The sequence below is a fragment of the Chitinophaga sp. SYP-B3965 genome (assembly GCF_009647655.1).
Taxonomy (GTDB): domain Bacteria; phylum Bacteroidota; class Bacteroidia; order Chitinophagales; family Chitinophagaceae; genus Chitinophaga.
Genome location: NZ_WJFD01000001.1, coordinates 1,318,675 through 1,338,716 on the forward strand (window position 1 = coordinate 1,318,675; position 20,042 = coordinate 1,338,716).

At 45.2% G+C, this 20,042-nt stretch carries 22 protein-coding genes; 7 read left to right on the forward strand and 15 right to left on the reverse strand.

The genetic code is table 11. From position 1 onward, the window contains the following. Positions 1-9: 9 nt before the first annotated feature. Positions 10-279: a hypothetical protein gene (locus GFS24_RS05140; protein ID WP_153658490.1), complete on the reverse strand. Its 270-nt coding sequence runs from the start codon at positions 277-279 to the stop codon at positions 10-12. Between the two features lie 137 nt (positions 280-416). On the opposite strand from GFS24_RS05140, the gene GFS24_RS05145 reads away from it, so the two are divergent. Both GFS24_RS05145 and GFS24_RS05150 read left to right on the forward strand, forming a co-directional pair. Further along, the gene (locus GFS24_RS05145) at positions 417-926 is read left to right on the forward strand and encodes a cupin domain-containing protein (RefSeq protein ID WP_216647358.1); all 510 of its coding nucleotides are present in this window, start codon (positions 417-419) and stop codon (positions 924-926) included. Positions 927-1,062: 136 nt separating this feature from the next. Continuing rightward, entirely contained in the window at positions 1,063-1,416 is a 354-nt protein-coding gene (locus tag GFS24_RS05150) for an MmcQ/YjbR family DNA-binding protein (RefSeq protein WP_153658491.1), read from the forward strand. Between the two features lie 139 nt (positions 1,417-1,555). Here the strand turns inward: GFS24_RS05150 and GFS24_RS05155 are convergent, their stop codons facing one another. From GFS24_RS05155 to gyrA, 4 genes are all read right to left on the reverse strand, one after another. Further along, entirely contained in the window at positions 1,556-2,515 is a 960-nt protein-coding gene (locus GFS24_RS05155) for an NADP-dependent oxidoreductase (protein WP_153658493.1), read from the reverse strand. Positions 2,516-2,621: 106 nt separating this feature from the next. Further along, positions 2,622-2,933, reverse strand: coding sequence for a KGG domain-containing protein (locus GFS24_RS05160; protein ID WP_216647359.1), 312 nt, complete (start codon positions 2,931-2,933; stop codon positions 2,622-2,624). Positions 2,934-3,211: 278 nt separating this feature from the next. Then, a complete protein-coding gene (locus GFS24_RS05165; RefSeq protein ID WP_153658494.1) occupies positions 3,212-4,462 on the reverse strand; it encodes a hypothetical protein in 1,251 nt (416 codons plus the stop codon). 45 nt (positions 4,463-4,507) lie between these two features. After that, complete coding sequence (gene gyrA / locus GFS24_RS05170) at positions 4,508-7,024, reverse strand: DNA gyrase subunit A (protein WP_371729871.1); 2,517 nt, start codon at positions 7,022-7,024, stop codon at positions 4,508-4,510. 427 nt (positions 7,025-7,451) lie between these two features. Between gyrA and GFS24_RS05175 the strand changes: the two genes are divergently transcribed. Further along, positions 7,452-8,777, forward strand: coding sequence for a saccharopine dehydrogenase C-terminal domain-containing protein (locus GFS24_RS05175; RefSeq protein ID WP_153658497.1), 1,326 nt, complete (start codon positions 7,452-7,454; stop codon positions 8,775-8,777). Positions 8,778-8,973: 196 nt separating this feature from the next. On the opposite strand, the gene GFS24_RS05180 is transcribed toward GFS24_RS05175, so the two are convergent. From GFS24_RS05180 to pdhA, 6 genes are read right to left on the reverse strand one after another with little or no spacing between them, the layout of a single operon-like run. Further along, positions 8,974-9,660 (reverse strand): NAD-dependent deacylase, encoded by a 687-nt coding sequence (locus tag GFS24_RS05180; RefSeq protein ID WP_371729873.1) that lies wholly within the window; start codon positions 9,658-9,660, stop codon positions 8,974-8,976. Then, positions 9,657-10,064, reverse strand: a complete 408-nt coding sequence (locus GFS24_RS05185; RefSeq protein WP_153658498.1) for an EVE domain-containing protein — start codon at positions 10,062-10,064, stop codon at positions 9,657-9,659. The genes GFS24_RS05180 and GFS24_RS05185 overlap by 4 nt, the downstream gene beginning before the upstream one ends. A 31-nt stretch (positions 10,065-10,095) precedes the next feature. After that, positions 10,096-10,815 (reverse strand): (Fe-S)-binding protein, encoded by a 720-nt coding sequence (locus GFS24_RS05190; protein WP_153658499.1) that lies wholly within the window; start codon positions 10,813-10,815, stop codon positions 10,096-10,098. A 28-nt stretch (positions 10,816-10,843) separates the two neighbouring features. After that, positions 10,844-11,341: a 6,7-dimethyl-8-ribityllumazine synthase gene (gene ribH / locus GFS24_RS05195; protein WP_153658500.1), complete on the reverse strand. Its 498-nt coding sequence runs from the start codon at positions 11,339-11,341 to the stop codon at positions 10,844-10,846. A 9-nt stretch (positions 11,342-11,350) separates the two neighbouring features. Then, positions 11,351-12,052, reverse strand: a complete 702-nt coding sequence (locus tag GFS24_RS05200; protein ID WP_153658501.1) for a tetratricopeptide repeat protein — start codon at positions 12,050-12,052, stop codon at positions 11,351-11,353. 42 nt (positions 12,053-12,094) lie between these two features. Then, positions 12,095-13,087, reverse strand: coding sequence for a pyruvate dehydrogenase (acetyl-transferring) E1 component subunit alpha (gene pdhA, locus GFS24_RS05205; protein ID WP_371729877.1), 993 nt, complete (start codon positions 13,085-13,087; stop codon positions 12,095-12,097). A gap of 139 nt (positions 13,088-13,226) precedes the next feature. Between pdhA and GFS24_RS05210 the strand changes: the two genes are divergently transcribed. Continuing rightward, positions 13,227-14,312 carry a DNA replication/repair protein RecF gene (locus GFS24_RS05210; RefSeq protein WP_153658503.1) on the forward strand — a complete coding sequence of 362 codons (1,086 nt, stop codon included), beginning with the start codon at positions 13,227-13,229 and terminating at the stop codon, positions 14,310-14,312. On the opposite strand, the gene GFS24_RS05215 is transcribed toward GFS24_RS05210, so the two are convergent. Beyond that, on the reverse strand, positions 14,298-14,459 hold the full coding sequence (locus tag GFS24_RS05215) for a DUF1328 domain-containing protein (RefSeq protein WP_153658505.1): 162 nt from the start codon (positions 14,457-14,459) through the stop codon (positions 14,298-14,300). The two genes, GFS24_RS05210 and GFS24_RS05215, sit on opposite strands and share 15 nt — an antisense overlap. 122 nt (positions 14,460-14,581) lie before the next feature. On the opposite strand from GFS24_RS05215, the gene GFS24_RS05220 reads away from it, so the two are divergent. After that, positions 14,582-15,808 (forward strand): TCR/Tet family MFS transporter, encoded by a 1,227-nt coding sequence (locus GFS24_RS05220; protein WP_153658506.1) that lies wholly within the window; start codon positions 14,582-14,584, stop codon positions 15,806-15,808. A gap of 459 nt (positions 15,809-16,267) precedes the next feature. On the opposite strand, the gene GFS24_RS05225 is transcribed toward GFS24_RS05220, so the two are convergent. After that, positions 16,268-16,906 carry an NADPH-dependent F420 reductase gene (locus tag GFS24_RS05225; protein ID WP_153658508.1) on the reverse strand — a complete coding sequence of 213 codons (639 nt, stop codon included), beginning with the start codon at positions 16,904-16,906 and terminating at the stop codon, positions 16,268-16,270. A 32-nt stretch (positions 16,907-16,938) separates the two neighbouring features. Continuing rightward, positions 16,939-17,676 carry a menaquinone biosynthetic enzyme MqnA/MqnD family protein gene (locus tag GFS24_RS05230; protein WP_153658510.1) on the reverse strand — a complete coding sequence of 246 codons (738 nt, stop codon included), beginning with the start codon at positions 17,674-17,676 and terminating at the stop codon, positions 16,939-16,941. A 94-nt stretch (positions 17,677-17,770) separates the two neighbouring features. On the opposite strand from GFS24_RS05230, the gene purB reads away from it, so the two are divergent. After that, on the forward strand, positions 17,771-19,111 hold the full coding sequence (purB, locus tag GFS24_RS05235) for an adenylosuccinate lyase (protein WP_253906400.1): 1,341 nt from the start codon (positions 17,771-17,773) through the stop codon (positions 19,109-19,111). Next, positions 19,111-19,536, forward strand: coding sequence for a thiol-disulfide oxidoreductase DCC family protein (locus tag GFS24_RS05240; RefSeq protein ID WP_153658512.1), 426 nt, complete (start codon positions 19,111-19,113; stop codon positions 19,534-19,536). Before purB ends, GFS24_RS05240 begins: the two co-directional genes overlap by 1 nt. A 90-nt stretch (positions 19,537-19,626) precedes the next feature. Here the strand turns inward: GFS24_RS05240 and GFS24_RS05245 are convergent, their stop codons facing one another. Then, positions 19,627-20,013, reverse strand: coding sequence for a hypothetical protein (locus GFS24_RS05245; protein WP_153658513.1), 387 nt, complete (start codon positions 20,011-20,013; stop codon positions 19,627-19,629). Positions 20,014-20,042: the final 29 nt, after the last annotated feature.

Here is a 20,042-nt window from a genome sequence, read left to right on the forward strand (position 1 = left end):
GGCTTTAAATTACAATATATTTATCTCTTCGTCACCTCTGGCCTTTCTGACCAGCTGCAGCATATATCTGAACGGGATCCTGATAGTATTGGCGATGGTCATCATTTCATTTAGTGTGAACAGGTGAAGATTATCCAGTTTGTGCTTGAAGATCACCCAGTCAAAACCACAATCCTCGCTGATTGTTTTAGCAGGAATTATCTCGAAAATATCGGGAAACTGAATCTTGTCGGACAGGATCAATGCCTTTATCTTACTATATAGCTCTTCGGTCTTCATTGCGATATGGATTAAAGGTTTTTCAGAACAACAGTAGGCACAAAACTTAAGCCAAAATTCTATCTTTGAGCATTGTTAAATCAAGCTTAACAGCCATGGCCTATCCCAGTAAAGTTATAACAAATCCAAAGAACGGCATGAGCCTTAAGTTTCTGCAGACGGCTAAAGACACCAATGGTGCGCTGCTCGAAATGGAAGCTACTTACCAGCCTCAGTCTACGGAACCTCCTTTCCATTATCATCCTTACCAGGCGGAAGATTTCCTGATCATTGCAGGTGAAATGAAGCTCCGCATGAATGGTGAAAGCCGTATCCTTAAAGCGGGCGATCGCTTGCATATTCCTGCCAATACACCGCATTCCATGTATAATAATGGTCCGGCTATTGCGGTGACCAACTGGCAGGTACGTCCTGCTCTGAATATGGAACAGTTTTTCGAAACGACTATCGGATTGGCCGCGGATGGGAAAACGAATGCGAACGGTGTTCCGAATATCCTGCAGGCTGCGCTGACCGTCAATAAATTCTCGTCTGTTTTCAGGATGGTGAAACCGCCTTACCTGGTTCAAAAGATCATCTTTGGGGTTTTGACGCCTTTTGCTTATTTGTTTGGGTATAAGCCTACTTATAAAAAGTACTTAAACTAGCAGGTCCTCTCCTGCTAAAAATCAATAATTTAGATGAAATTACGTGTTGCAAGGCATACGAGTGATCTGGCGCCTATCCTGGCATTACGTTTGTGGACCCTGATGGATTCCGGATTGTTTTATCTAATATAGCTTTATGAACCTGGAGAAATTTCAACAATATTGCCTCTCTTTGCCTGGCACCTCTGAAGGACTTCCTTTTGGGGAAAATACGCTGGTGTTTTATGTGATGGGGAAAATGTTTGCTTTGACGGATATTGAGGAGTTTGAGAGTGCTAATCTCAAATGTGATCCTGATCAGGCTATTGAGCTACGGGAACGATATGAGGGTGTGCTACCCGGTTATCATATGAATAAGAAACACTGGAATACGGTGTTGTTTGATGGTTCTATTCCTGATAAGTTATTCCTGCAATGGACGAAGGATTCTTATGATCTTGTTGTGGCGAAATTGCCTAAGAAAGTGCGGGAGGAATTGACTGGGGAGTGATGTGCTTAGGCAGGAAAATATCTTCGTTTAAGAAGCTCCGATGGGAATCCCATCGGAGCTTCTTTTATTTAGGGATAGAACTTCTTTTTATGGAAGCCCTTCTGGCGGTTTAATAACGATCTTTCAAAAAAGAAAACCTTCAGCCCTCAGCCTCAATCAAAATGATCGTTTTGCCTCTGCTTTTTCTTTCACGGCTTTCTGCTATTGCTGCAGGGGCCTGTTCCAAGGATATTTTACGTTCTATTGGAATTTTTATTTCTCCTGTGTCTATTGCTTTACGGAGTTCATCCAGTGAGGCTGGTGAGCCCTTGGTTTCAAAGTTACCGCCATGGAGGTACTGGGCTTTTAAGGTTTCTTTATCTGCTACGAACTGCGTGGTCAATACTGTGCCCTCGGGTTTGACGAGGGTGGTCATTTTATGGAAGTCTTCTTTGTTGCTTACCAGGTCTATTAATACATCTACGCCATCAGGGTATAAATTGTGTACCTGCTCTTCTATAGAAGATTCTTTGTAATTCACTGTAGCTGCAGCTCCGAGGGCTATCATTCTTTCTGCTGCTGCAGGTGAAGAAACGGTTGCTATTACACGGATGCCTTTGGCGTTGGCCAATTGGATAGTGAAGGAGCCGACTCCTCCGGTAGCGCCTATCAATAATACACTCTGGCCGCTTTGTAATCCTGCTTTTGTTAAGAGTTGAAGTCCTGTCATTCCTGCTGTGGGGGCTGCGGCAGCTTCTGCCAGGGAAATAGTTTCCGGGGCTATTGCCAATACTTTGGTTTCGGGAACTACTACGTATTCTGCATAGGAGCCTTCTCCTACCGGTTCATGCAACATCTGGCCGTATATTTTATCTCCTACCTTAAAACGCGTTACACCAGCTCCTATCTCTGTTACAACACCAGCGCCATCTACCCCCATGATCAATGGGAAAACATGGGCCATGTCATCTTTCATGATGCCATCTGTCATTTTCCAGTCGAAGGGATTGAGGCCGGCGGCGGCTAATTTGATTTTAATGGAACCTTCTTTCACGGCGGGTTCCGGGAGGTCCATTACTAAAGGGAGTGTATTGAAGGAATTAACGGCTACTGCTTTCATTTGATGGTTTAAGAAATAACAAAATAAAACATTTTGAGTTGATTAAAAATAAGAATGGTTGGATGTTACTACTGTATCATCCAACCATTCATTTGACGGGTTCCCTTTAACGATTTTTGCTAGGCTTACGACCACCACCATGGGAGGCCTTTCCACCTTTGCTGGCAATCATTTTTTGTTTCTCTTTATCCATCGCGGCAAAACCTCGTCTGCTGGGTGTTTTTGCAGGAGTACGTTCTTCTGCTATTTCACCTTCATTACGTTTGCGACGATCTTCTGCATCAAATTCATTTTCATCATAACCCTCGAGTTTATGATTCTTATCGTCATCAAATTCTTTTTGTCCCTGCCGTGATGTTTCTCTCATCGTGGGTGTAGACATTTCGCGGGCGCCGGAAGTTTTTGCTTGTGTGACCATAAATAAATGTTTGATATGGTTAAGAGTTAATTACCTGTCTTACAATACATAAGGGTAATTACCATGCCAAGGCAGTTAAATTATAGCTAAACGTGGGGAAAACAACTTTGGAAGTTATTGATATTTAAGTATTTATCTTCTACTGTTAATATTAAGTCAACGTATTTTGAGTCAACAACCGTGTGGAAACCTGTAGAATTTAGTACACTATCAGGGTTAGCGGGCAACAAAAAAGGCAAGGAGATTCCCCTTGCCTTTTCTTATCAGAACACCTGTGTTTAGTTCAGGCCTTCGAGTTTTTTCTTTACTACTTCTACTTTATCATTCATGTTCTTGATAGCGTAGATCTTTTGCAGTGCATAGAGGCAGCTTTCGTAAGTACGTTTATCGCTGGGCTCCAGTTTGCCTTGTGCGGTGAAACCTGCATCTGCTTTCTCAAAGAAAGGCAGGGACTGGTTCATCAGTGCTTCCACTTTACCTTGCAGTTCTTTTGCTTTAGGAGAGCTTTGCAGTTTGCTTTCCATGCCGTTCAGTTCTTTGTTGAAAGCTACTGCGCGGTTGAAGAACAAAGCGCCTAACTGGAAGTTTGCGGTAGCATCTTCCGGTTTCAGCTCCAGGGCTTTTTTGTAAGCGCCTTCTGCTTTATTCATCATTTCATCGAAGTTAGCCGGCTTTGGCAGGTCTGAACCTTTTTCATCACGGGGATTAGCAAGGTTGTCCAGACGGATGGCGTAATCCAGTAACAGGGGGAAATCGGAAGGATTTTCCTGTACTTTCTTTTCCATCATACCGATCAGATCGCCTGTTTTTCCTGTTTTGGAATAGTATAACATTTCCATATCGGAGAAACGTTTGTCTGCCGGGAAGTACTTTTTAGCGGAATCGATGGTAGCGATCCAGTTGGCGTTGTCGCCACGTTCTTCATATTGTTGTGCTAACACAACATACAAAGCTGGTTCACCTTTGAATTTCAGCGCTGCAGCTGCTTTCAGGCCTTCGAATGCTTCATCCTTTTTACCTGCCTGTTGAGCAGCATAACCGGAATAGAACACCATGGCTGTATCGCGGGGGATTGAGCCACCGAGATTTTTACCGTTATAAAAATCTGCTACTTCGAAAGCTTTTCTGAAATAGCTGTAAGAGGAATCCCATTTCTGCTCATTCAGGTTACCGTAACCGGCGTTCCCGATGGTGGCATAAACGTTAAACATGCGGTTGTTCAGCTCAAGGAGAGCTTCTGGCAGTTTCGGATTGATTTCAAGCGCTTTCTTGAAAGACTCGTAAGCTACTATTGCATCTGCTGCACTTTTGTTCTTGGTAGCCAGTGCTTCGTGGATCTTACCTTTCACATACCAGGCCCTAGCGTCGTCCTTGGTTTTTTCGTTTTGAAGTGCTGCGTCGATATCTGCTTTAGCCAGATCGATCTTGTCGCTTTTCAAATACTCATCCGCACTGTTCACTTTTGCTTTTTGCGCCATGCCTGCGAGGGCTGCGCTGCAAAAGAGAAGAGATACAAATAGTTTTTTCATGTGGCTCAAATTTTGAAATTAGCGTTAATTGTTTATGGGTTTTAGTTATGCTTCAGGTTCAGGTTCTACTGCTTCTTCTGTTGCAGTATTGGTATCATTGGTTTCAGTTTCCGTTTCAGTTATAATTCCTTCTTCTCCTTCTATAGCGGCTACTATTTCTTCCTCTTTGTCCAAACGTGCTACTGCTGCTATTTCATCGGAATCATCCATCCGGATCAAACGCACACCTTGTGTGGCGCGGCCTGCTTCACGGATATCTCCTACTGCCATCCTGATGGTGATACCTGATTTACAGGTGATCATCAGGTCATTATGTTCTGTTACATCCAGGATAGCGATCAATGGTCCGGTTTTATCCGTTACGCTGATAGTTTTAACCCCTTTACCGCCACGGTTGGTGATCCGGTAATCGTCGATGTCTGTTCTTTTACCATATCCTTTTTCGGAAACAACGAGAACGGTACGGGTTTTATCCTCCTTGTCTACACAAATCATACCAACCACTTCATCTTTGTCATTATCCACCTCAATCCCTCTCACACCAATGGCTCCACGGCCGGTATCCCTTACGGTTGCTTCAGGGAAGCGGATGGCGCGGCCGCTCTTAATGGCCATCATGATCTCGCTGTTACCGTTGGTGAGCTTGGCTTCCAGGAGTTGATCGCCTTCATTGATGGTAATGGCGTTCACACCATTTTGGCGCGGGCGGCTGAATTCTTCCAGCAATGTTTTCTTAATGATACCATTGCGGGTGCATAACACAATATAATGGTTGTTGATGAATTCGGTATCGCCGAGATCTTTGATATCAATGATCGCGCGGATCTTATCGTCAGACGGAAGGGTGATCAGGTTTTGGATGGCACGGCCTTTACCAGACTTTTCACCTTCAGGGATTTCGTATACTTTCATCCAGAACAGGCGTCCTTTTTCTGTAAAGAACAGCATGGTATGGTGGGTAGATGCTACGAAGAGGTGTTCGATAAAATCTTCATCGCGTGTTTTTCCTCCTATTGCGCCACGGCCGCCACGTTTCTGCTGACGGAAATCGTAAGCGGAAGTACGTTTGATATAACCCAGGTGGGAAATGGTGATCACCACATCTTCTTCTGCGATGATATCTTCTATGCGCATTTCTGCTGCGAGGTACTGGATCTCTGTTTTACGTTCATCTCCGAATCTCTTTTTCACATCTTCCAGTTCGTCTTTGATGATCTGCATCCTTAATCCTTCATCTGCGAGAATATCTTTCAGGTGACCGATAAACTTCATGATCTCATCATATTCATCACGGATCTTGTCGCGCTCCATGCCTGTTAAACGTTGCAGGCGCAACTCCAGGATGGCTTTGGACTGGATCTCAGACAACTCGAAGTTGGTCATCAATCCTTCGCGCGCAACTTCCGGTGTAGTTGAGTTCCTGATCAGGGCAATCACTTCATCGAGGTGATCTAATGCGATCAGGTAACCTTGTAAGATGTGTGCTTTTTTCTCTGCTTCGCGGAGTTGATATTTCGTACGGCGGATCACTACTTCATGACGGAATTCCAGGAACTCTTCCAGTAATTCTTTCAGGTTGAGCACTTTTGGCCGTCCTTTTACGAGTACCACGTTGTTGATACCGTAAGAGGTTTGCAGTTCTGAGTATTTGTATAACTGGTTGATGATAACGTTAGGAATGGCTTCACGCTTGAGGTCTATTACCAGGCGCATACCTTCCCTGTCACTTTCATCTCTTACATCAGAAATACCTTCTATCACTTTATCATTCACGAGCTGTGCTATCTTTTGATGCAGCACTGCTTTGTTCACCTGGTAAGGCAGTTCGTATATGATCAGTTTTTCTTTACCTGTTTTGCTGGTTTCAGACATGATCTTACCACGTACCACTACTCTGCCGCGGCCGGTTTCGAAACCAAGCTTTACTCCTTCAAATCCATAAATGATACCACCTGTGGGGAAATCGGGCGCTTTTACATGTTTGATCAGTTCGTCTATGGTGATGTTACGGTCATCGATCATGGCGGCTAAGCCTTCTACCAATTCCGTAAGATTATGCGGCATGATGTTGGTGGCCATACCTACGGCAATACCGGAAGCTCCGTTTGCCAGCAGGTTGGGGATACGGGTAGGTAATACTACGGGTTCCTCCAGGGTATCATCGAAGTTAAGTGTGAAGTCTACAGTGTCTTTATCCAGATCCTCGAGCATAGCTTCGGCGATCTTTTGCAGACGAACCTCTGTATAACGCATAGCTGCCGGAGAGTCGCCATCTATGGAACCGAAGTTTCCCTGTCCGTCTATCAGCATGTAGCGTAATGACCATGGCTGGGCCATCCGCACCATTGTATCATACACGGAAGCGTCACCGTGGGGATGGTATTTACCCATTACGTCCCCAACGATACGGGCTGACTTTTTGTAAGGTTTGTTATGTGTATTTCCTAATTCATTCATCCCGAACAACACTCTGCGGTGAACGGGTTTAAAACCGTCTCGCACATCCGGCAGCGCACGACCTACGATCACCGACATGGAATAGTCGATATACGCGGTTTTCATCTGCTCTTCAATGTTGACCTGAACAATTCTACCGTCCTCCTTTTGATTGTCTTGATTGTCCGTGTTCTCTATCATTATGTTATTGGTTTACAGGTTTTTCAGCCCTTTTAAATGAAGAGCAAATATAACGTATTCAGCCCGTATTTAAAGGGTTTGGGGGCTTAATGTTAATAAAAAATGAAGGGTGTTCCGCTGCCCTCCTTTTTCCTGTTGTTTGACCTTAAAACAATTTGTCCTACTTTCGCGTCATCTCCGGTAAATGTTTGTAAGTTGGCAGGCTATTTGTTTATAACCCTGTGAAAATCAGAGCATAAATGAATGGAAGGGAATAATTCAGCTATTACGCCTTATTCGATGGCTTATCTGAACATTAACGGGACTTTATTGTTTACTCCCTGTAGTTTTTAACCATTTTCTATAAAAATTTATGAAGAGTATTCTATTGTTTGGTGCCGGAAAATCTGCTACCTGCCTGATAGACTATTTGCTGGCCAACGCTCCACGACAGAAGTGGCATATCACTGTTGTGGACAATGATCTGATGCTCATCAAATCTAAGATCGGCAAATCGTACTACGCTACACCTGCTGCCATTGACATTAACGACGAACCCGTACGGCAGCAGCTTATCCAGGAAGCGGAATTGGTTATTTCTCTTTTACCTCCTGCCCTTCACATTGTGATAGCCAGGGATTGCCTGAAATTCTCCCGGAACCTGCTTACTGCTTCTTACATTGATCCTGAGATCCGCAAGCTGGAAAAGGAAATTGAGAAAGCAGGGCTGCTTTTCATGTATGAAATGGGGCTGGACCCGGGTATCGACCACATGTCTGCCATGAAATTGATCCATTCCATTGAAAAGAAAGGCGGACAGATCTATTCCTTCAAATCTTACTGCGGCGGGCTTATTTCACCAGAAAGTAATGATAACCCCTGGTGTTACAAGATCTCCTGGAATTCCCGCAATATTGTACTGGCGGGTGTTTCCGGTGCCACTTACCGGGAAAAGGGGAAAGTGAAGGAAATAGAGTACCAGCAATTGTTTGATCAGTCCAAAACCGTACAGATACCAGGACTTGGGAAACTGGCCTTTTATCCTAACCGGGATTCCCTGAACTATGTGGATGTGTATGCACTGAGCAATATCCCTACTTTCATGCGGGCCACTTTGCGATATCCTGAATTTACCGAAGGCTGGAATGCTTTGGTGAAGCTGGGTTTAACGGACGATACTAAAAAACATCATACGGATAATATGCCCTATTTCAAATGGGCAGCGCAACATATCAAAGTAAATAAGGAACTCACGAATGAGGAAAATATAGCCCAGTTCCTGGGGGTAAGTAGCAAAAGCAAACTGATCCGCCAGCTGAAATTCCTGGGTATTCTCAACGGGGAATTGATTAACTTAGGAGAACAGACCAATGCCGGGGTGTTGCAACATGTATTGGATGTTCGGTTGAAGATGGAGCCCTCTGATAAAGACATGATCGTTATGCTGCATGAGATAGAGTTCGAGCGCAGGCACATGGGCACCAAGTTACATAGCTACATGATCGTTCAGGGAGAAGATAATCTCCGTACCGCCATGGCAAAAACGGTGGGATTACCTTTGGGCATTATGGCCAAACTGGTACTCTCCGGCCAGGTGGAATTAAAAGGATTACATATACCAGTGATGCCGGAGATCTATAATCCGGTACTCAGGGAACTGGAAGAACACGATATCAGATTCGAAGAGAGTTTTGAGTAGCAAGAAATTTTTCCTGTGGTAAACTCCGTTTGATGATCAAAGTATGGAGCCGCCTGTATTGGGCGGCTTTTTTTATTGGGCTGAGTGTTTGCCGCGCAGCAAAGGGCGGATTTTTTTATTTTTTGGGGTAGTAGTTTTTTTATTTGGAAGTAGTTTTTGTTTGGGCGGATTTTTTATTTGCAGGTACTAATCTGTTTTATTCGGCCACTAACAATTTCAACAACTCCTCCACTCCTTCTGTAGCTGGCTTTTCTATGAGATGATAGTCTGAACCTTTTATGGGAGGGATCTTTTTATCGATGATATATTTGGGAATGCCTGGTCTGAGATAATCTACCAAACCTGCAGCAGGATAGACATTCAGTGAAGTGCCAATGAGCACAAACACATCTGCCTGTACTATTTCAAGTATGGCGGGTTCTATCATGGTGACTGCTTCGCCGAACCAAACTACATGCGGGCGGAATTGTCCGCCATCTGCTGCGAGGTCTCCCATTTGGATGTCTCCTGTGATGGGGAACAGTTCTGTTTCGTTTAACTCGCTGCGCATTTTGGCGATCTCTCCATGCAGGTGTAAAACCCTTGTGGAGCCTGCGCGTTCATGCAAGTCGTCTATGTTTTGTGTGATGATGTGTACGTCGAAATGTTCTTCCAGTTTAGCGAGGCCGATGTGTGCTATGTTGGGTTGTGCGTTCATCACATCTTTGCGGCGCATGTTGTAGAAGTTCTGTACGAGGGCAGGATCTTTTTGCCAGCCCATGGGTGAAGCAACTTCGTAAATATCGTATCCTTCCCAGAGGCCATCACTGTCCCGGAAAGTACGGAGACCGCTTTCTGCGCTGATGCCAGCACCTGTGAGTACTATGAGTTTAGGTTTATTCACATTCCTGCCATTTCCATTACTTTCTTAAATTCCTCTTCTTTCACGGCACCTACGGATAATCTGCTGAGACGGATGAGGTCCATATTCTGCAGACTTTCTTCTTCTTTCATCTGTGCCAGGGTAACCGGCTTTTTCAATTTCTTTACGGGCGCAAGGTCCACTGAAAGCCAGGCGGGATCTGGTGTTGTAGGGTCCTGGTAATGTTCTTTCACTACTTTGGCGATGCCTACAATTTCCAGGCCTTCGTTGCTATGGTACCATAATACCTGGTCTCCTTTTTTCATAGCGCGGAGGTTGTTGCGTGCGGCGTAATTGCGCACCCCATCCCACAATGTTTTCTTGTCTTTTACAAATTGATCCCAGGAGTACTTAAACGGTTCAGATTTCACTAACCAGTATTGCATTCGGACGAAGTATTATATTGATAAAATCTGATTACCAGCCACTGGCCAGTACATCAGCGATATGCATGATCTTAATGTTGTGCCCGTGTTTTTTGATATAACCATCCAGGTGCATGAGGCAACTGAGGTCTGTGGAGATCAGGTAATCTGCCCCGCTGTCTATGGCGTTGAGTACTTTTTGCTCGCCCATTCCCAGGGAGATGGGTTTGTATTTTACGGCAAATGTACCCCCAAATCCGCAGCAGACTTCACAATCGTTCATCTCTTTCAGCTGCAGTCCTTTCACGTTTTCCAGTAACTGGCGGGGGCCTTCTTTGATGCCGCATTCGCGTAATGCGCCGCAGGCATCATGATAAGTGCCGGTGCCTTCCAGTGTGGCGCCAAGGTCTTTTACTTTCAGTATATCTACGAGGAATTCTGTGAATTCGAAGAGGTTCTTTCTGAGCAGTTTTACATCGTTGTGTGCAGCAGAATTGTCGAACAGTTTGCCGTAGTAATTACGGACGAAACCTGTGCAGGAACCGCTGGGTGCAACGATGTAATCGTATGTATGAAAATCTTTGAGGAATTTAGTGGCAACGGAACGGCATTCGTCCTGGTAACCTGCGTTGAAGGCTGGCTGGCCGCAACAGGTTTGGTCTGTATTGTAACTTACGTTACAACCCAGTTTTTCCAGCACTTTTACCATATTAAAAGCTGTTTCGGGAAATAGCTGGTCTACGAAGCATGGTATGAATAGCTGTACGTTCATTATATCAGTATCAGGTTGCGTTTTCCTCTTAAATCTTTACCAGTTGCCTTTGAAAGCTGATCATTTTCAGTGCGGTGAGTGCACCTTCTTCTCCTTTGTGGCCATGGGCGCCACCGAGACGGTCTTTGGCCTGTTCTATATTATCTACGGTTAAGATACCAAAGATAATTGGAACGGGTAATTCCAGGTTAAGTTGCAGTATACCGTCTGTTACTGCTTTACATACGTAATCGAAGTGAGGGGTCTCTCCTCTTATCACGCAGCCAAAAGCTACGATGGCAGAGGGTTGTGCGCCGGTTCCTTTTGTTTGCTCCCAGATCTGTTTGCAGGCAAATGGCAATTCAAATGCGCCAGGTACTACTGCTTTGGTGTACTTTGTTTTGTATTGATCCAGTGTGCGCTCGCAGCCTGTTACCAGTTCATTGACAATAAAGTCATTCCATTCTGTATACACAATAACAACACTGGCACCCTCCAGGTGAAGAATGCCAGCGTCGTTGAGTAAGGTCTGATTATATATAGACATTTCCCGAAGTTATTTCACCACTCCTAATCTGGCCAGGTATTTCTCAATTTCACGGCCTTCGTTTGTCTGTGGGTATTTTTGTTTGATCTGCTCGTACACTGCAATAGCGTCTTGCGGTTTGTTTGCTTTTTCCAGTGCCAGGCCTGCACGCAGCAGGTAGATGGGGGAAGTAAGCATGTTATCGGCGGCACCTGCTTTCTTATAATAAGAAACAGCGTCGTCTGCTTTGTTCAGTTCCATGTAAGCGTCTCCGATCAGTCCGTTTGCGAGGGATTGGATCACGAGGTCGCTGCTGGAAAATGCTTTCAGCTGATCGATACCTTTCTGGTAATCGCCTAGTTTCACAAAACAAACACCTGCGCTGTATTTAGCTAGATTGCCTGCTTTTGTTCCACCGTATTTATCTATCACTTGAAGAAAACCGTAGGTGTTACCATCTCCGTTCAGTGCCAGTTTAAAAGAATCTACCGCAAAGAAGTGCTGTGCGCCAAAGATAGCTTCCTGCGCTTTCTTTTCGTTAGGTGCTTTTACAAAACGATTGTAAGCAAAGAATCCGCCAATGATCACTACGATGGCGAGGAGGCCAATGTTGATCACATTTTTGTTCTTTGTATAAAAGTCCTGTGCTCTGTCTGCGGTGTGCTGCAGGTCAAAGTCCTGGTTTTTAGCGGCTACTGCCGGTTGTTTGGTGTTTGTTTTATTATCTGCCATTTGTTGCTCTAATATATTAGATAGTGGTAATAGGGTTCCGTATTAGTCTACGATGAATGGATAATCCTGCTGGATATAAACATCCTTGTATAATTCATCATCAGAAGGCCATGGGCTTTCTTCAGCAAAGTTAACGGAATCTTCCACTTTAGTTTTTACACGTTCGTTGATGGCTTCCAGTTCTGCATCATTGATCCATTTGTTATCCTGTAATGTTTTCAGGACGATGGTCAATGGATCTTTTTCCTTATACTCTTCTACCTCTTCTTTGGTGCGGTATTTAGCGGGGTCACTCATGGAGTGGCCACGGTAACGGTAAGTTTTGATCTCCAGCAGGGTCGGTCCACCACCTTCGCGGGCACGTTTGATAGCTCTGTCAACTCCTTCGTGTACAGCTTCGCAGCTCATACCGTCGATAGAATCAGCAGGCATTTCATAAGCGTCTGCCAGTTTGTAGATATCCAGTACATTGGAAGTACGCTCTACGGAAGTACCCATTGCATAATGGTTGTTCTCGCAGATGAATACTACGGGCAGTTTCCACAGCATGGCCATATTAAATGTCTCATGCAGCATACCCTGACGGGCAGCACCATCACCAAAGAAACAAAGTACAGCATTGTCAGTACCCAGGTAGGTTTCAGCAAAAGCCAAACCAGCACCGGTACCAATTTGCGCACCTACGATCCCGTGACCGCCAAAGAACCCGTGTTCTTTAGAGAAAAAGTGCATAGAGCCTCCTTTACCTTTGGAACAACCTGTTGCTTTACCATACAGTTCCGCCATACAAGCCTCTGGTGAAATACCTTTAGCGATTGCCAGGGCGTGATCACGGTAAGCTGTAATGAATTTATCCCCGGGTTTAGTAGCCGTCATGGCTCCGGCAGCAATTGCTTCCTGGCCAATGTAAAGGTGACAGAATCCACGGATCTTTTGCATACCGTACAGTTGCCCAGCTTTTTCTTCAAAGCGGCGCAGTAACAGCATCAATTCGTACCAGTATAGATAGGTCTCTTTGGAGAATTTCGTTTTCACGTCTGTTAAAGTTTGCACTATTTCTAAATTTGTTCGCAAATATAACAGGAAAATCTGCAAATTCAAGCAATTTTGCGGAACGTTGTCCGAACGCGGTTTGTGGCGGTTGAAAATATTATATTAATTATATCTGATAAGCTTGTTATCCGTTTCTAAAATATCACTCACCCAGTTTAAGAATTATTCCCACCGGGTATTCCACTTTTCCAAAAGGATCGTGGGGATCACGGGGCATAATGGTTCCGGCAAGACGAATCTGCTGGATGCCATCTACTATCTGTGTTTCTCCAAAAGCTATTTTAGTACGGCAGAAACCCAGAATGTGCAGTATACGACCAATGGCTTCCGGTTGGAGGCTCAGTTTATCCGGCATTCCCGGGAAGAAAAGATCGTTTGTACGGTAAAAGAGGGAAAAAAGGATATTTCGCTGAATGAGGAAAGTTATGAGAAGTTCTCCCGCCATATTGGTCAGTTTCCGGCTGTGATGATTGCGCCGGACGATGCGGAGATCATCCTGGGGGGTAGTGAAGATCGCCGCCGCTGGCTGGATAGTTTGCTTTCCCAGCTTCAGCCGGGGTACCTGGACCACCTCATCGCTTATCAAAAGATATTGCAACAACGCAATAGTTTGTTAAAATCCCTGGCCATCTCCCCTGATGCCTTGCTGGATGTATTTGATGAACAACTGGTACAACATGGGGTGCCGATCTTTGAAGCACGGAAAGCTTTCCTGCATACTTTCATTGAACAGGTGCAGCAGAAATATGATTACCTGGCAGGGCGGCATGAAGTGGTGGCCTTCCGGTATCAAAGTCAACTCCTGGAACGGGACCTGGCGGATCTGCTTTCTGCTAACAGGTTGCGGGACAAGCAAATGCAACGGACCACACAAGGCATCCACCGGGACGATCTGTTGTTCCTCCTGGATGAACATCCTATGAAAACCAGTGCTTCCCAGGGGCAGCGGAAGAGTTTCCTCTTTGCCCTGAAACTGGCGCAGTATGAGGCTATCCGGGAACATAAGAAGTTCCCTCCTATCCTTTTGCTGGATGATGTTTTTGAAAAGCTGGACCAGGAAAGAGTTTCTCGCCTTATCTCCTTAGTGCAAGGTGCGGATTACGGGCAGGTGTTTATTACCGATACTCATGGAGAACGGTTGCTGCAGGCGTTTTCCGATAATCCGGATGCTATTCAGCTGATCGATATGCAATCACTTCCGCAATAAGCCTGAGATCAAGGAGATCAGGAACAATACGATGAAAATAAAGAAGAGGATACGTGCGATGGAAACTGCACCAGCAGCGATTCCGCCGAATCCAAAAACTGCAGCCACGATTGCGATAATGAAGAAAATTAGTGCCCAGCGTAACATAATATAACATTTAAGGTTAGCAATGGATTACCAGTCGCAATTATCGTTCCACGAATAAGGTATATCATTTGGTGTTTTGTGCTCAGTTTATTCCCGTTAGCTTTGCGCAAATTTTCACCATCATGGCTGACAGGCAAAAGTGGGCACTATCTTTCATCTTCATTACTTTACTGATCGACTTTACAGGGTTTGGGATCATCTCTCCCATCATACCTAAATTAATTGAACAACTGATCGGCGGAGACATCAGTGAAGCTTCTCAATATGGCGGCTGGCTTACGTTTTGCTATGCTATTATACAATTTGTATGTGCTCCCATCCTGGGAGGTTTGAGTGACCGTTATGGACGCAGACCCGTTTTGCTGCTTTCTATGTTCGGTATGGGCGTGGATTACATCTTCCTGGCTTTTGCACCTTCTATCTTCTGGTTGTTTGTAGGACGGATCATCCTGGGTTTCACGGGGGCCAGTATCACAGCGGCTTCGGCTTATATTGCTGATGTGAGCACGCCTGAGAAAAGGGCGCAGAACTTTGGTTTGCTGGGGATGGCTTTGGGGATAGGATTCACGCTGGGGCCATCTATCGGAGGGTTTGCCAGTAAACTTTGGGGAGTGCGGGCGCCTTTTATGATCACGGCTGCGCTGTCTTTATTGAATGCATTGTATGGTTATTTCATTCTGCCGGAATCCCTCAAACCTGAGAACAGGCGGACTTTTGACTGGAAACGCTCCAACCCCATCGGTACTTTAAAACAACTGCGTAATTATCAGAAGATCTACTCTTTGCTGGGTGCTGTTTTCCTCATTTACATTGCGGTGCATGCTATTCAGAGCAACTGGACGTACTATAACATGTTTAAATTCAACTGGGAGGAGGATATGGTGGGGTTCTCGCTTTCTCTTTCCGGTATACTGCTGGCTATAGTGCAAGGTGGGCTGATCCGGATTGTTTTGCCGAAACTTGGCTACCATCGGGCGGTTTACATTGGGTTGCTGATCTATATGACGAGTTTCTTACTGTTTGGTTTAGCTAATGCGGGGTGGATGATGTTTGGTATCCTGGTGATCTATAGTATGGGCGGGATCTTTGGGCCGTCGCTGCAAGGGATTATGAGTAATCAGGTGTTGCCTTCTGAACAGGGGGAATTACAGGGGGCTATGACGAGTTTGATCAGTTTGAGTAATATAATCGGGCCTTTGATGATGACGGGGGTGTTTCATTATTTCACGAAGAAGGATGCTCCGTTTGTGTTTGCTGGAGCGCCGTTCTTTTTGGCGGCTTTTCTTACGGGGATAAGTGCGCTTTTGGCTATTAGGGCTTTTAGGAGGACGAGGGTTGTTGTTGCTTGAGCGTTTGCCGCGCTGCAAAGGGCGGTGATTTTTTTTCTTAAATCGAAAATAGCGCAGCGCAGCGGAAGCACTCTTTTCTGGTTGAGGATGGCACTATTTGCTGTGTTGCAAGGGGTATTTTTTTCTTAAATCGAAAATAGGCCCGCGCAGCGGAAGCCCTCTTTTCTGGTTGAGGTGGCACTATTTGCCGCGCTACAAGGGGTGTTTTTTTTCTTAAACCGAAAATATCGCCCGTGTTGTAAAGGGCAGTGATTTTTTCTTAAATCGAAAATAGGCCCGCGCAGCGGAAGCCCTCTTTTCTGTTTGAGGTGGCACTATTTGCCGCGCTACAAGGGGTGTTTTTTTCTTAAACCGAAAATATCGCCCATGTTGTAAAGGGCGGTGATTTTTTCTTAAATCGAAAATAGGCCCGCGCAGCGGAAGCCCTCTTTTCTGGTTGAGGATGTTTATTTTGAGATCTTACTTCCTCAACAGCCTGAAAGCATGATTCCAGCTGCCTTCTCTAAAGCCAATAGCACACCAGATCACGCAGAGTCCTTCGAGGTAGCGGCTCATTTCGATGTGGCCTACGTCTGCGATATCGTTCCAGCCCATTTGGTGGAGGATTTCGCTGACGGCTTTTTTGGCGAGGTTGTCGTTGCCGGCGATGAGCATGGTGGGATCTCCTTCCTGGAAATTGGGGTTTATCATGAGGTTGTTACCTACTGTGTTGAGGGCTTTAACGACGTGTGCATCCGGTAGCCAGGCTTGTACCTGCTCCCCTCCTGAACCACTATTCCCAGCTATTAATGCAAGACGGCCGGCTTTATCAGGACCTTTGCCATCAAGCGGGTTCGTTACATCTATAATTATCTTCTTTTTGAAATTCCACACGCCGGCGGATTCTATCACACCCTGTGTGCCAGCCCAGTTTGTGCAGAGAAAGATCACTTCTCCGTAGGCGGCTGTTTCGGCGAAAGTGCCAACATGGCCGCCATATTGTTGTAGTTTTTCCTGTTGAGGATGCCGTGTTCCGATCATAACGGAATGGCCTAAACGTACAAGACCACGACCAATAGTAGTACCTACTATGCCGGAGCCAAGGATGCCTGCCTTCATACTACATGAATTTAGTACAGGAAGTTAAGCATTTATTGCAGGTAACTGAGGAACTTTTGCATCCCCTGCCGCTTTGCAGGTGTGAGGCGGTAACTGATGTTTTGGGTATAATAAGTGGTAAGGTCGTAATCAGGACTCCCGTTTTCTGCCACTACCACCGGAAGGTTATTAAGCCCTATCTGGTTGGCATCGTTGAACTGCTGTATGAATTCCACAGGTAACGGGCGGTTGCTGATCCAGGCGGCAAATACAAAAGGCAGACTGGTAAAGCGTACCCAGGCTTCGCCAAGGTCATAAATGAAGGGGGAAATAAGGCGTTGCTTGAGGGCACGGTCTCCAATGACCAATCCGGCGTCTGTGCCTTTGATCTTATCCTGGTAATGTTCAGTTGTTTCCACAAATTCCACATCCAGCTTCCAGTGTTCCCGCACCAGGACCTTCAGGAGGGCTACGGAAGTACGGCTTTGGTAGTCGAGGTAGATGCGTTTGATCTCCTGCAGCGGTACTTCGCTGAAAAGGCAAACAGAGGCAACGGGGCCTTCAGCACCAATGCAGAAATCTGCGATGATGTGATATTCTTTCAATTTTGGAATAATTGCCACCGGCACCAGGGCCAGATCTACTTCTCCATCTATCAGCTGGCGGGCTATCTTAGCCGGATAATCCATCGTCAGCTCCATGGAGCGTAAGACTTTATGATCCCTGAAACCATATAACAAAGGTTTCGTATTCAAATAACTAACTGCCGCTACTTTTACTTTCCGTTCCAATTTCCGTAATTTTGAGCCTGCAAAAATAAAGTAATTCCTGCAAACTAAATACGATCATGGTTGCGAGGGGCTATATTGACTGGTTAATAAATATATGATGCAATTACAAGCTTTAACTGCTATTTCCCCGGTAGACGGGCGTTACAGAGGACAACTGGAAGAACTGGCTCCCTATTTTTCCGAGTTTGCGTTGATACGCTACCGTGTACAGGTAGAGGTAGAATACTTCATAGCCCTGGCTGATCAGAAGCTTTTTACGCTCCCGAAAGCTAAAATTCCTGCTTTAAGGAACATTTATCAGTCTTTCACGATTGAAAATGCGCAATTAGTGAAGGATACGGAGAAGATCACCAACCACGACGTTAAAGCGGTGGAATACTTCCTGAAAAATGAGCTGAAAGCCCTCGGGCTGGAAGACAAGCTGGAGTGGATCCACTTCGGGCTTACCTCTCAGGATGTGAACAACACAGCTACCCCCTTGCTCTGGAAGGAAGCAGTAGAGCATGTTTACCTGCCTGCCATCTCTAACCTCGTGATTCATCTGAAGAAACTGGCGAAGGAATGGAAAGCGGTGCCCATGTTGGCCAGAACACACGGTCAGCCTGCATCCCCTACCCGTTTGGGCAAAGAGATCCTTGTATTTGTAGAAAGACTGGAAGGCCAGATCAAATTATTGGGCCAGATTCCTTTTGCGGCCAAGTTTGGTGGTGCAACGGGTAATTTCAATGCGCATCATGTTGCATTCCCTGCCATTAACTGGGAGAAATTCGGTAATAAGTTCGTAAACGGTGTATTAGGTCTGCAAAGAATGCAATACACTACGCAGATAGAACATTACGATAACCTTGCTGCACAATTTGACACACTGAAACGTGTGAACACTATCCTCGTGGATTTTTCCCGTGATGTGTGGCAGTATATTTCGATGGATTACTTCAAACAGAAGATCAAAAAGAATGAAGTGGGTTCTTCTGCGATGCCGCATAAAGTAAACCCGATCGATTTTGAAAATGCTGAAGGAAACCTTGGCCTGGCGAATGCCATCTTTGAACACCTCAGTGCTAAATTGCCCATCTCCCGTTTACAGCGTGACCTCACAGATTCTACTGTATTACGTAATGTAGGGGTGCCTATGGCACATACGGTGCTTGCTCTTAAATCCATCGAAAAAGGATTGGGTAAACTGATCCTGAACGTAAACAAATTGCAATCTGATCTTGAGAATAACTGGGCAGTTGTAGCGGAAGCTATTCAAACTGTTTTACGTCGTGAGAATTATCCGCAACCTTATGAAGCATTGAAAGAACTGACGCGTAATGGTGAGCAGATCACACAGAAAACAATGGTTAAATTCATTGATGGTCTGAAGATCAGCGCTACCCTGAAGAAAGAACTGAAAGCTATTACTCCGCATAATTATACAGGTATCCATTGATGATCATTTTGTTCGACGGTGTTTGCCAGTTCTGTAATGCGAGTGTGAACTTCATCATCCGGCATGATAAGCAGGATAAATTCATGTTCACTCCTTTGCAGTCTCCTGCCGGACAGGATCTGCTTTTCAAGCACCAGTTGGATACTACGAGCATGAATTCCTTCGTGCTGATCTGTGATGAAAGAGTGCGTATGCGAAGTAGTGCAGTGTTGAAAGTAACAAATGTGTACATGCGAAGTACGGCGGTGTTGAAAGTAGCCAAAGCATTAGGATTTCCCTGGAGTATGTCCTATGTTTTTATCATTCTTCCGAAAGGCTTGCGGGACGGGGTGTACAACTGGATAGCGAGGAACCGTTATAAGTGGTTTGGGAAGAAGGATCAGTGTATGGTGCCTGATGAAAGAGTTCGAAAGAAGTTTTTATAGTATACAGAAAAGAGGGCGTTCTAAGGGACGCCCTCTTTTATTAATGGATTAGTAATTCACAGGGATATGATCTATGTATAGTTAGTTGAATCACGTTTGAATCTCTATGGTGCAGATATTTCCTGCTATGTCGTAGACGAATATTTTTATCAGTTGGCCAGGTTGTTTGTTTTCATACTCCCACTGATCGTTTATTAAACGGGCATGGTCGTTTCCGACTTTCACCCTGTCTACGCGGTGTTTTCCTTCTGTTTTGATGATGACCTTTTGGTCTACTACGGTCACTTCTACTTCCGGTTTATGGTATGCGTCCTGAAAAGCTGCGTTGAATGCGGTTTGGCCGGGTTTGGCGATGGATTTGTAATGCGCTTTTTTCTCCGGGTCTTTTATGGCTGCTTTTGCGAAGTTGTTTGCTTTTTTGAAACGTTCCTGGTTGGCCAGTTGGCTGGCGGTTTTAGGAGGGTATGGCTTTGGCATTTTGCATATCACAGTTTTTCCGTTCCGCT

Excerpts from the sequence above, each read along its gene's own strand:
- GFS24_RS05215 (WP_153658505.1), bottom strand. The coding sequence starts at position 14,459 with ATGTTACGCTGGGCACTAATTTTCTTCATTATCGCAATCGTGGCTGCA.
- ribH (WP_153658500.1), bottom strand. The coding sequence starts at position 11,341 with ATGTCTATATATAATCAGACCTTACTCAACGACGCTGGCATTCTTCAC.
- GFS24_RS05245 (WP_153658513.1), bottom strand. The coding sequence starts at position 20,013 with ATGCCAAAGCCATACCCTCCTAAAACCGCCAGCCAACTGGCCAACCAG.
- GFS24_RS05145 (WP_216647358.1), top strand. The coding sequence starts at position 417 with ATGAGCCTTAAGTTTCTGCAGACGGCTAAAGACACCAATGGTGCGCTG.
- GFS24_RS05220 (WP_153658506.1), top strand. The coding sequence starts at position 14,582 with ATGGCTGACAGGCAAAAGTGGGCACTATCTTTCATCTTCATTACTTTA.
- GFS24_RS05155 (WP_153658493.1), bottom strand. The coding sequence starts at position 2,515 with ATGAAAGCAGTAGCCGTTAATTCCTTCAATACACTCCCTTTAGTAATG.
- GFS24_RS05240 (WP_153658512.1), top strand. The coding sequence starts at position 19,111 with ATGATCATTTTGTTCGACGGTGTTTGCCAGTTCTGTAATGCGAGTGTG.
- GFS24_RS05185 (WP_153658498.1), bottom strand. The coding sequence starts at position 10,064 with ATGCAATACTGGTTAGTGAAATCTGAACCGTTTAAGTACTCCTGGGAT.
- GFS24_RS05165 (WP_153658494.1), bottom strand. The coding sequence starts at position 4,462 with ATGAAAAAACTATTTGTATCTCTTCTCTTTTGCAGCGCAGCCCTCGCA.
- GFS24_RS05140 (WP_153658490.1), bottom strand. The coding sequence starts at position 279 with ATGAAGACCGAAGAGCTATATAGTAAGATAAAGGCATTGATCCTGTCC.
- GFS24_RS05175 (WP_153658497.1), top strand. The coding sequence starts at position 7,452 with ATGAAGAGTATTCTATTGTTTGGTGCCGGAAAATCTGCTACCTGCCTG.
- GFS24_RS05160 (WP_216647359.1), bottom strand. The coding sequence starts at position 2,933 with ATGGTCACACAAGCAAAAACTTCCGGCGCCCGCGAAATGTCTACACCC.
- gyrA (WP_371729871.1), bottom strand. The coding sequence starts at position 7,024 with ATGAAAACCGCGTATATCGACTATTCCATGTCGGTGATCGTAGGTCGT.
- GFS24_RS05225 (WP_153658508.1), bottom strand. The coding sequence starts at position 16,906 with ATGAAGGCAGGCATCCTTGGCTCCGGCATAGTAGGTACTACTATTGGT.
- purB (WP_253906400.1), top strand. The coding sequence starts at position 17,771 with ATGATGCAATTACAAGCTTTAACTGCTATTTCCCCGGTAGACGGGCGT.
- GFS24_RS05200 (WP_153658501.1), bottom strand. The coding sequence starts at position 12,052 with ATGGCAGATAATAAAACAAACACCAAACAACCGGCAGTAGCCGCTAAA.
- GFS24_RS05150 (WP_153658491.1), top strand. The coding sequence starts at position 1,063 with ATGAACCTGGAGAAATTTCAACAATATTGCCTCTCTTTGCCTGGCACC.
- GFS24_RS05190 (WP_153658499.1), bottom strand. The coding sequence starts at position 10,815 with ATGAACGTACAGCTATTCATACCATGCTTCGTAGACCAGCTATTTCCC.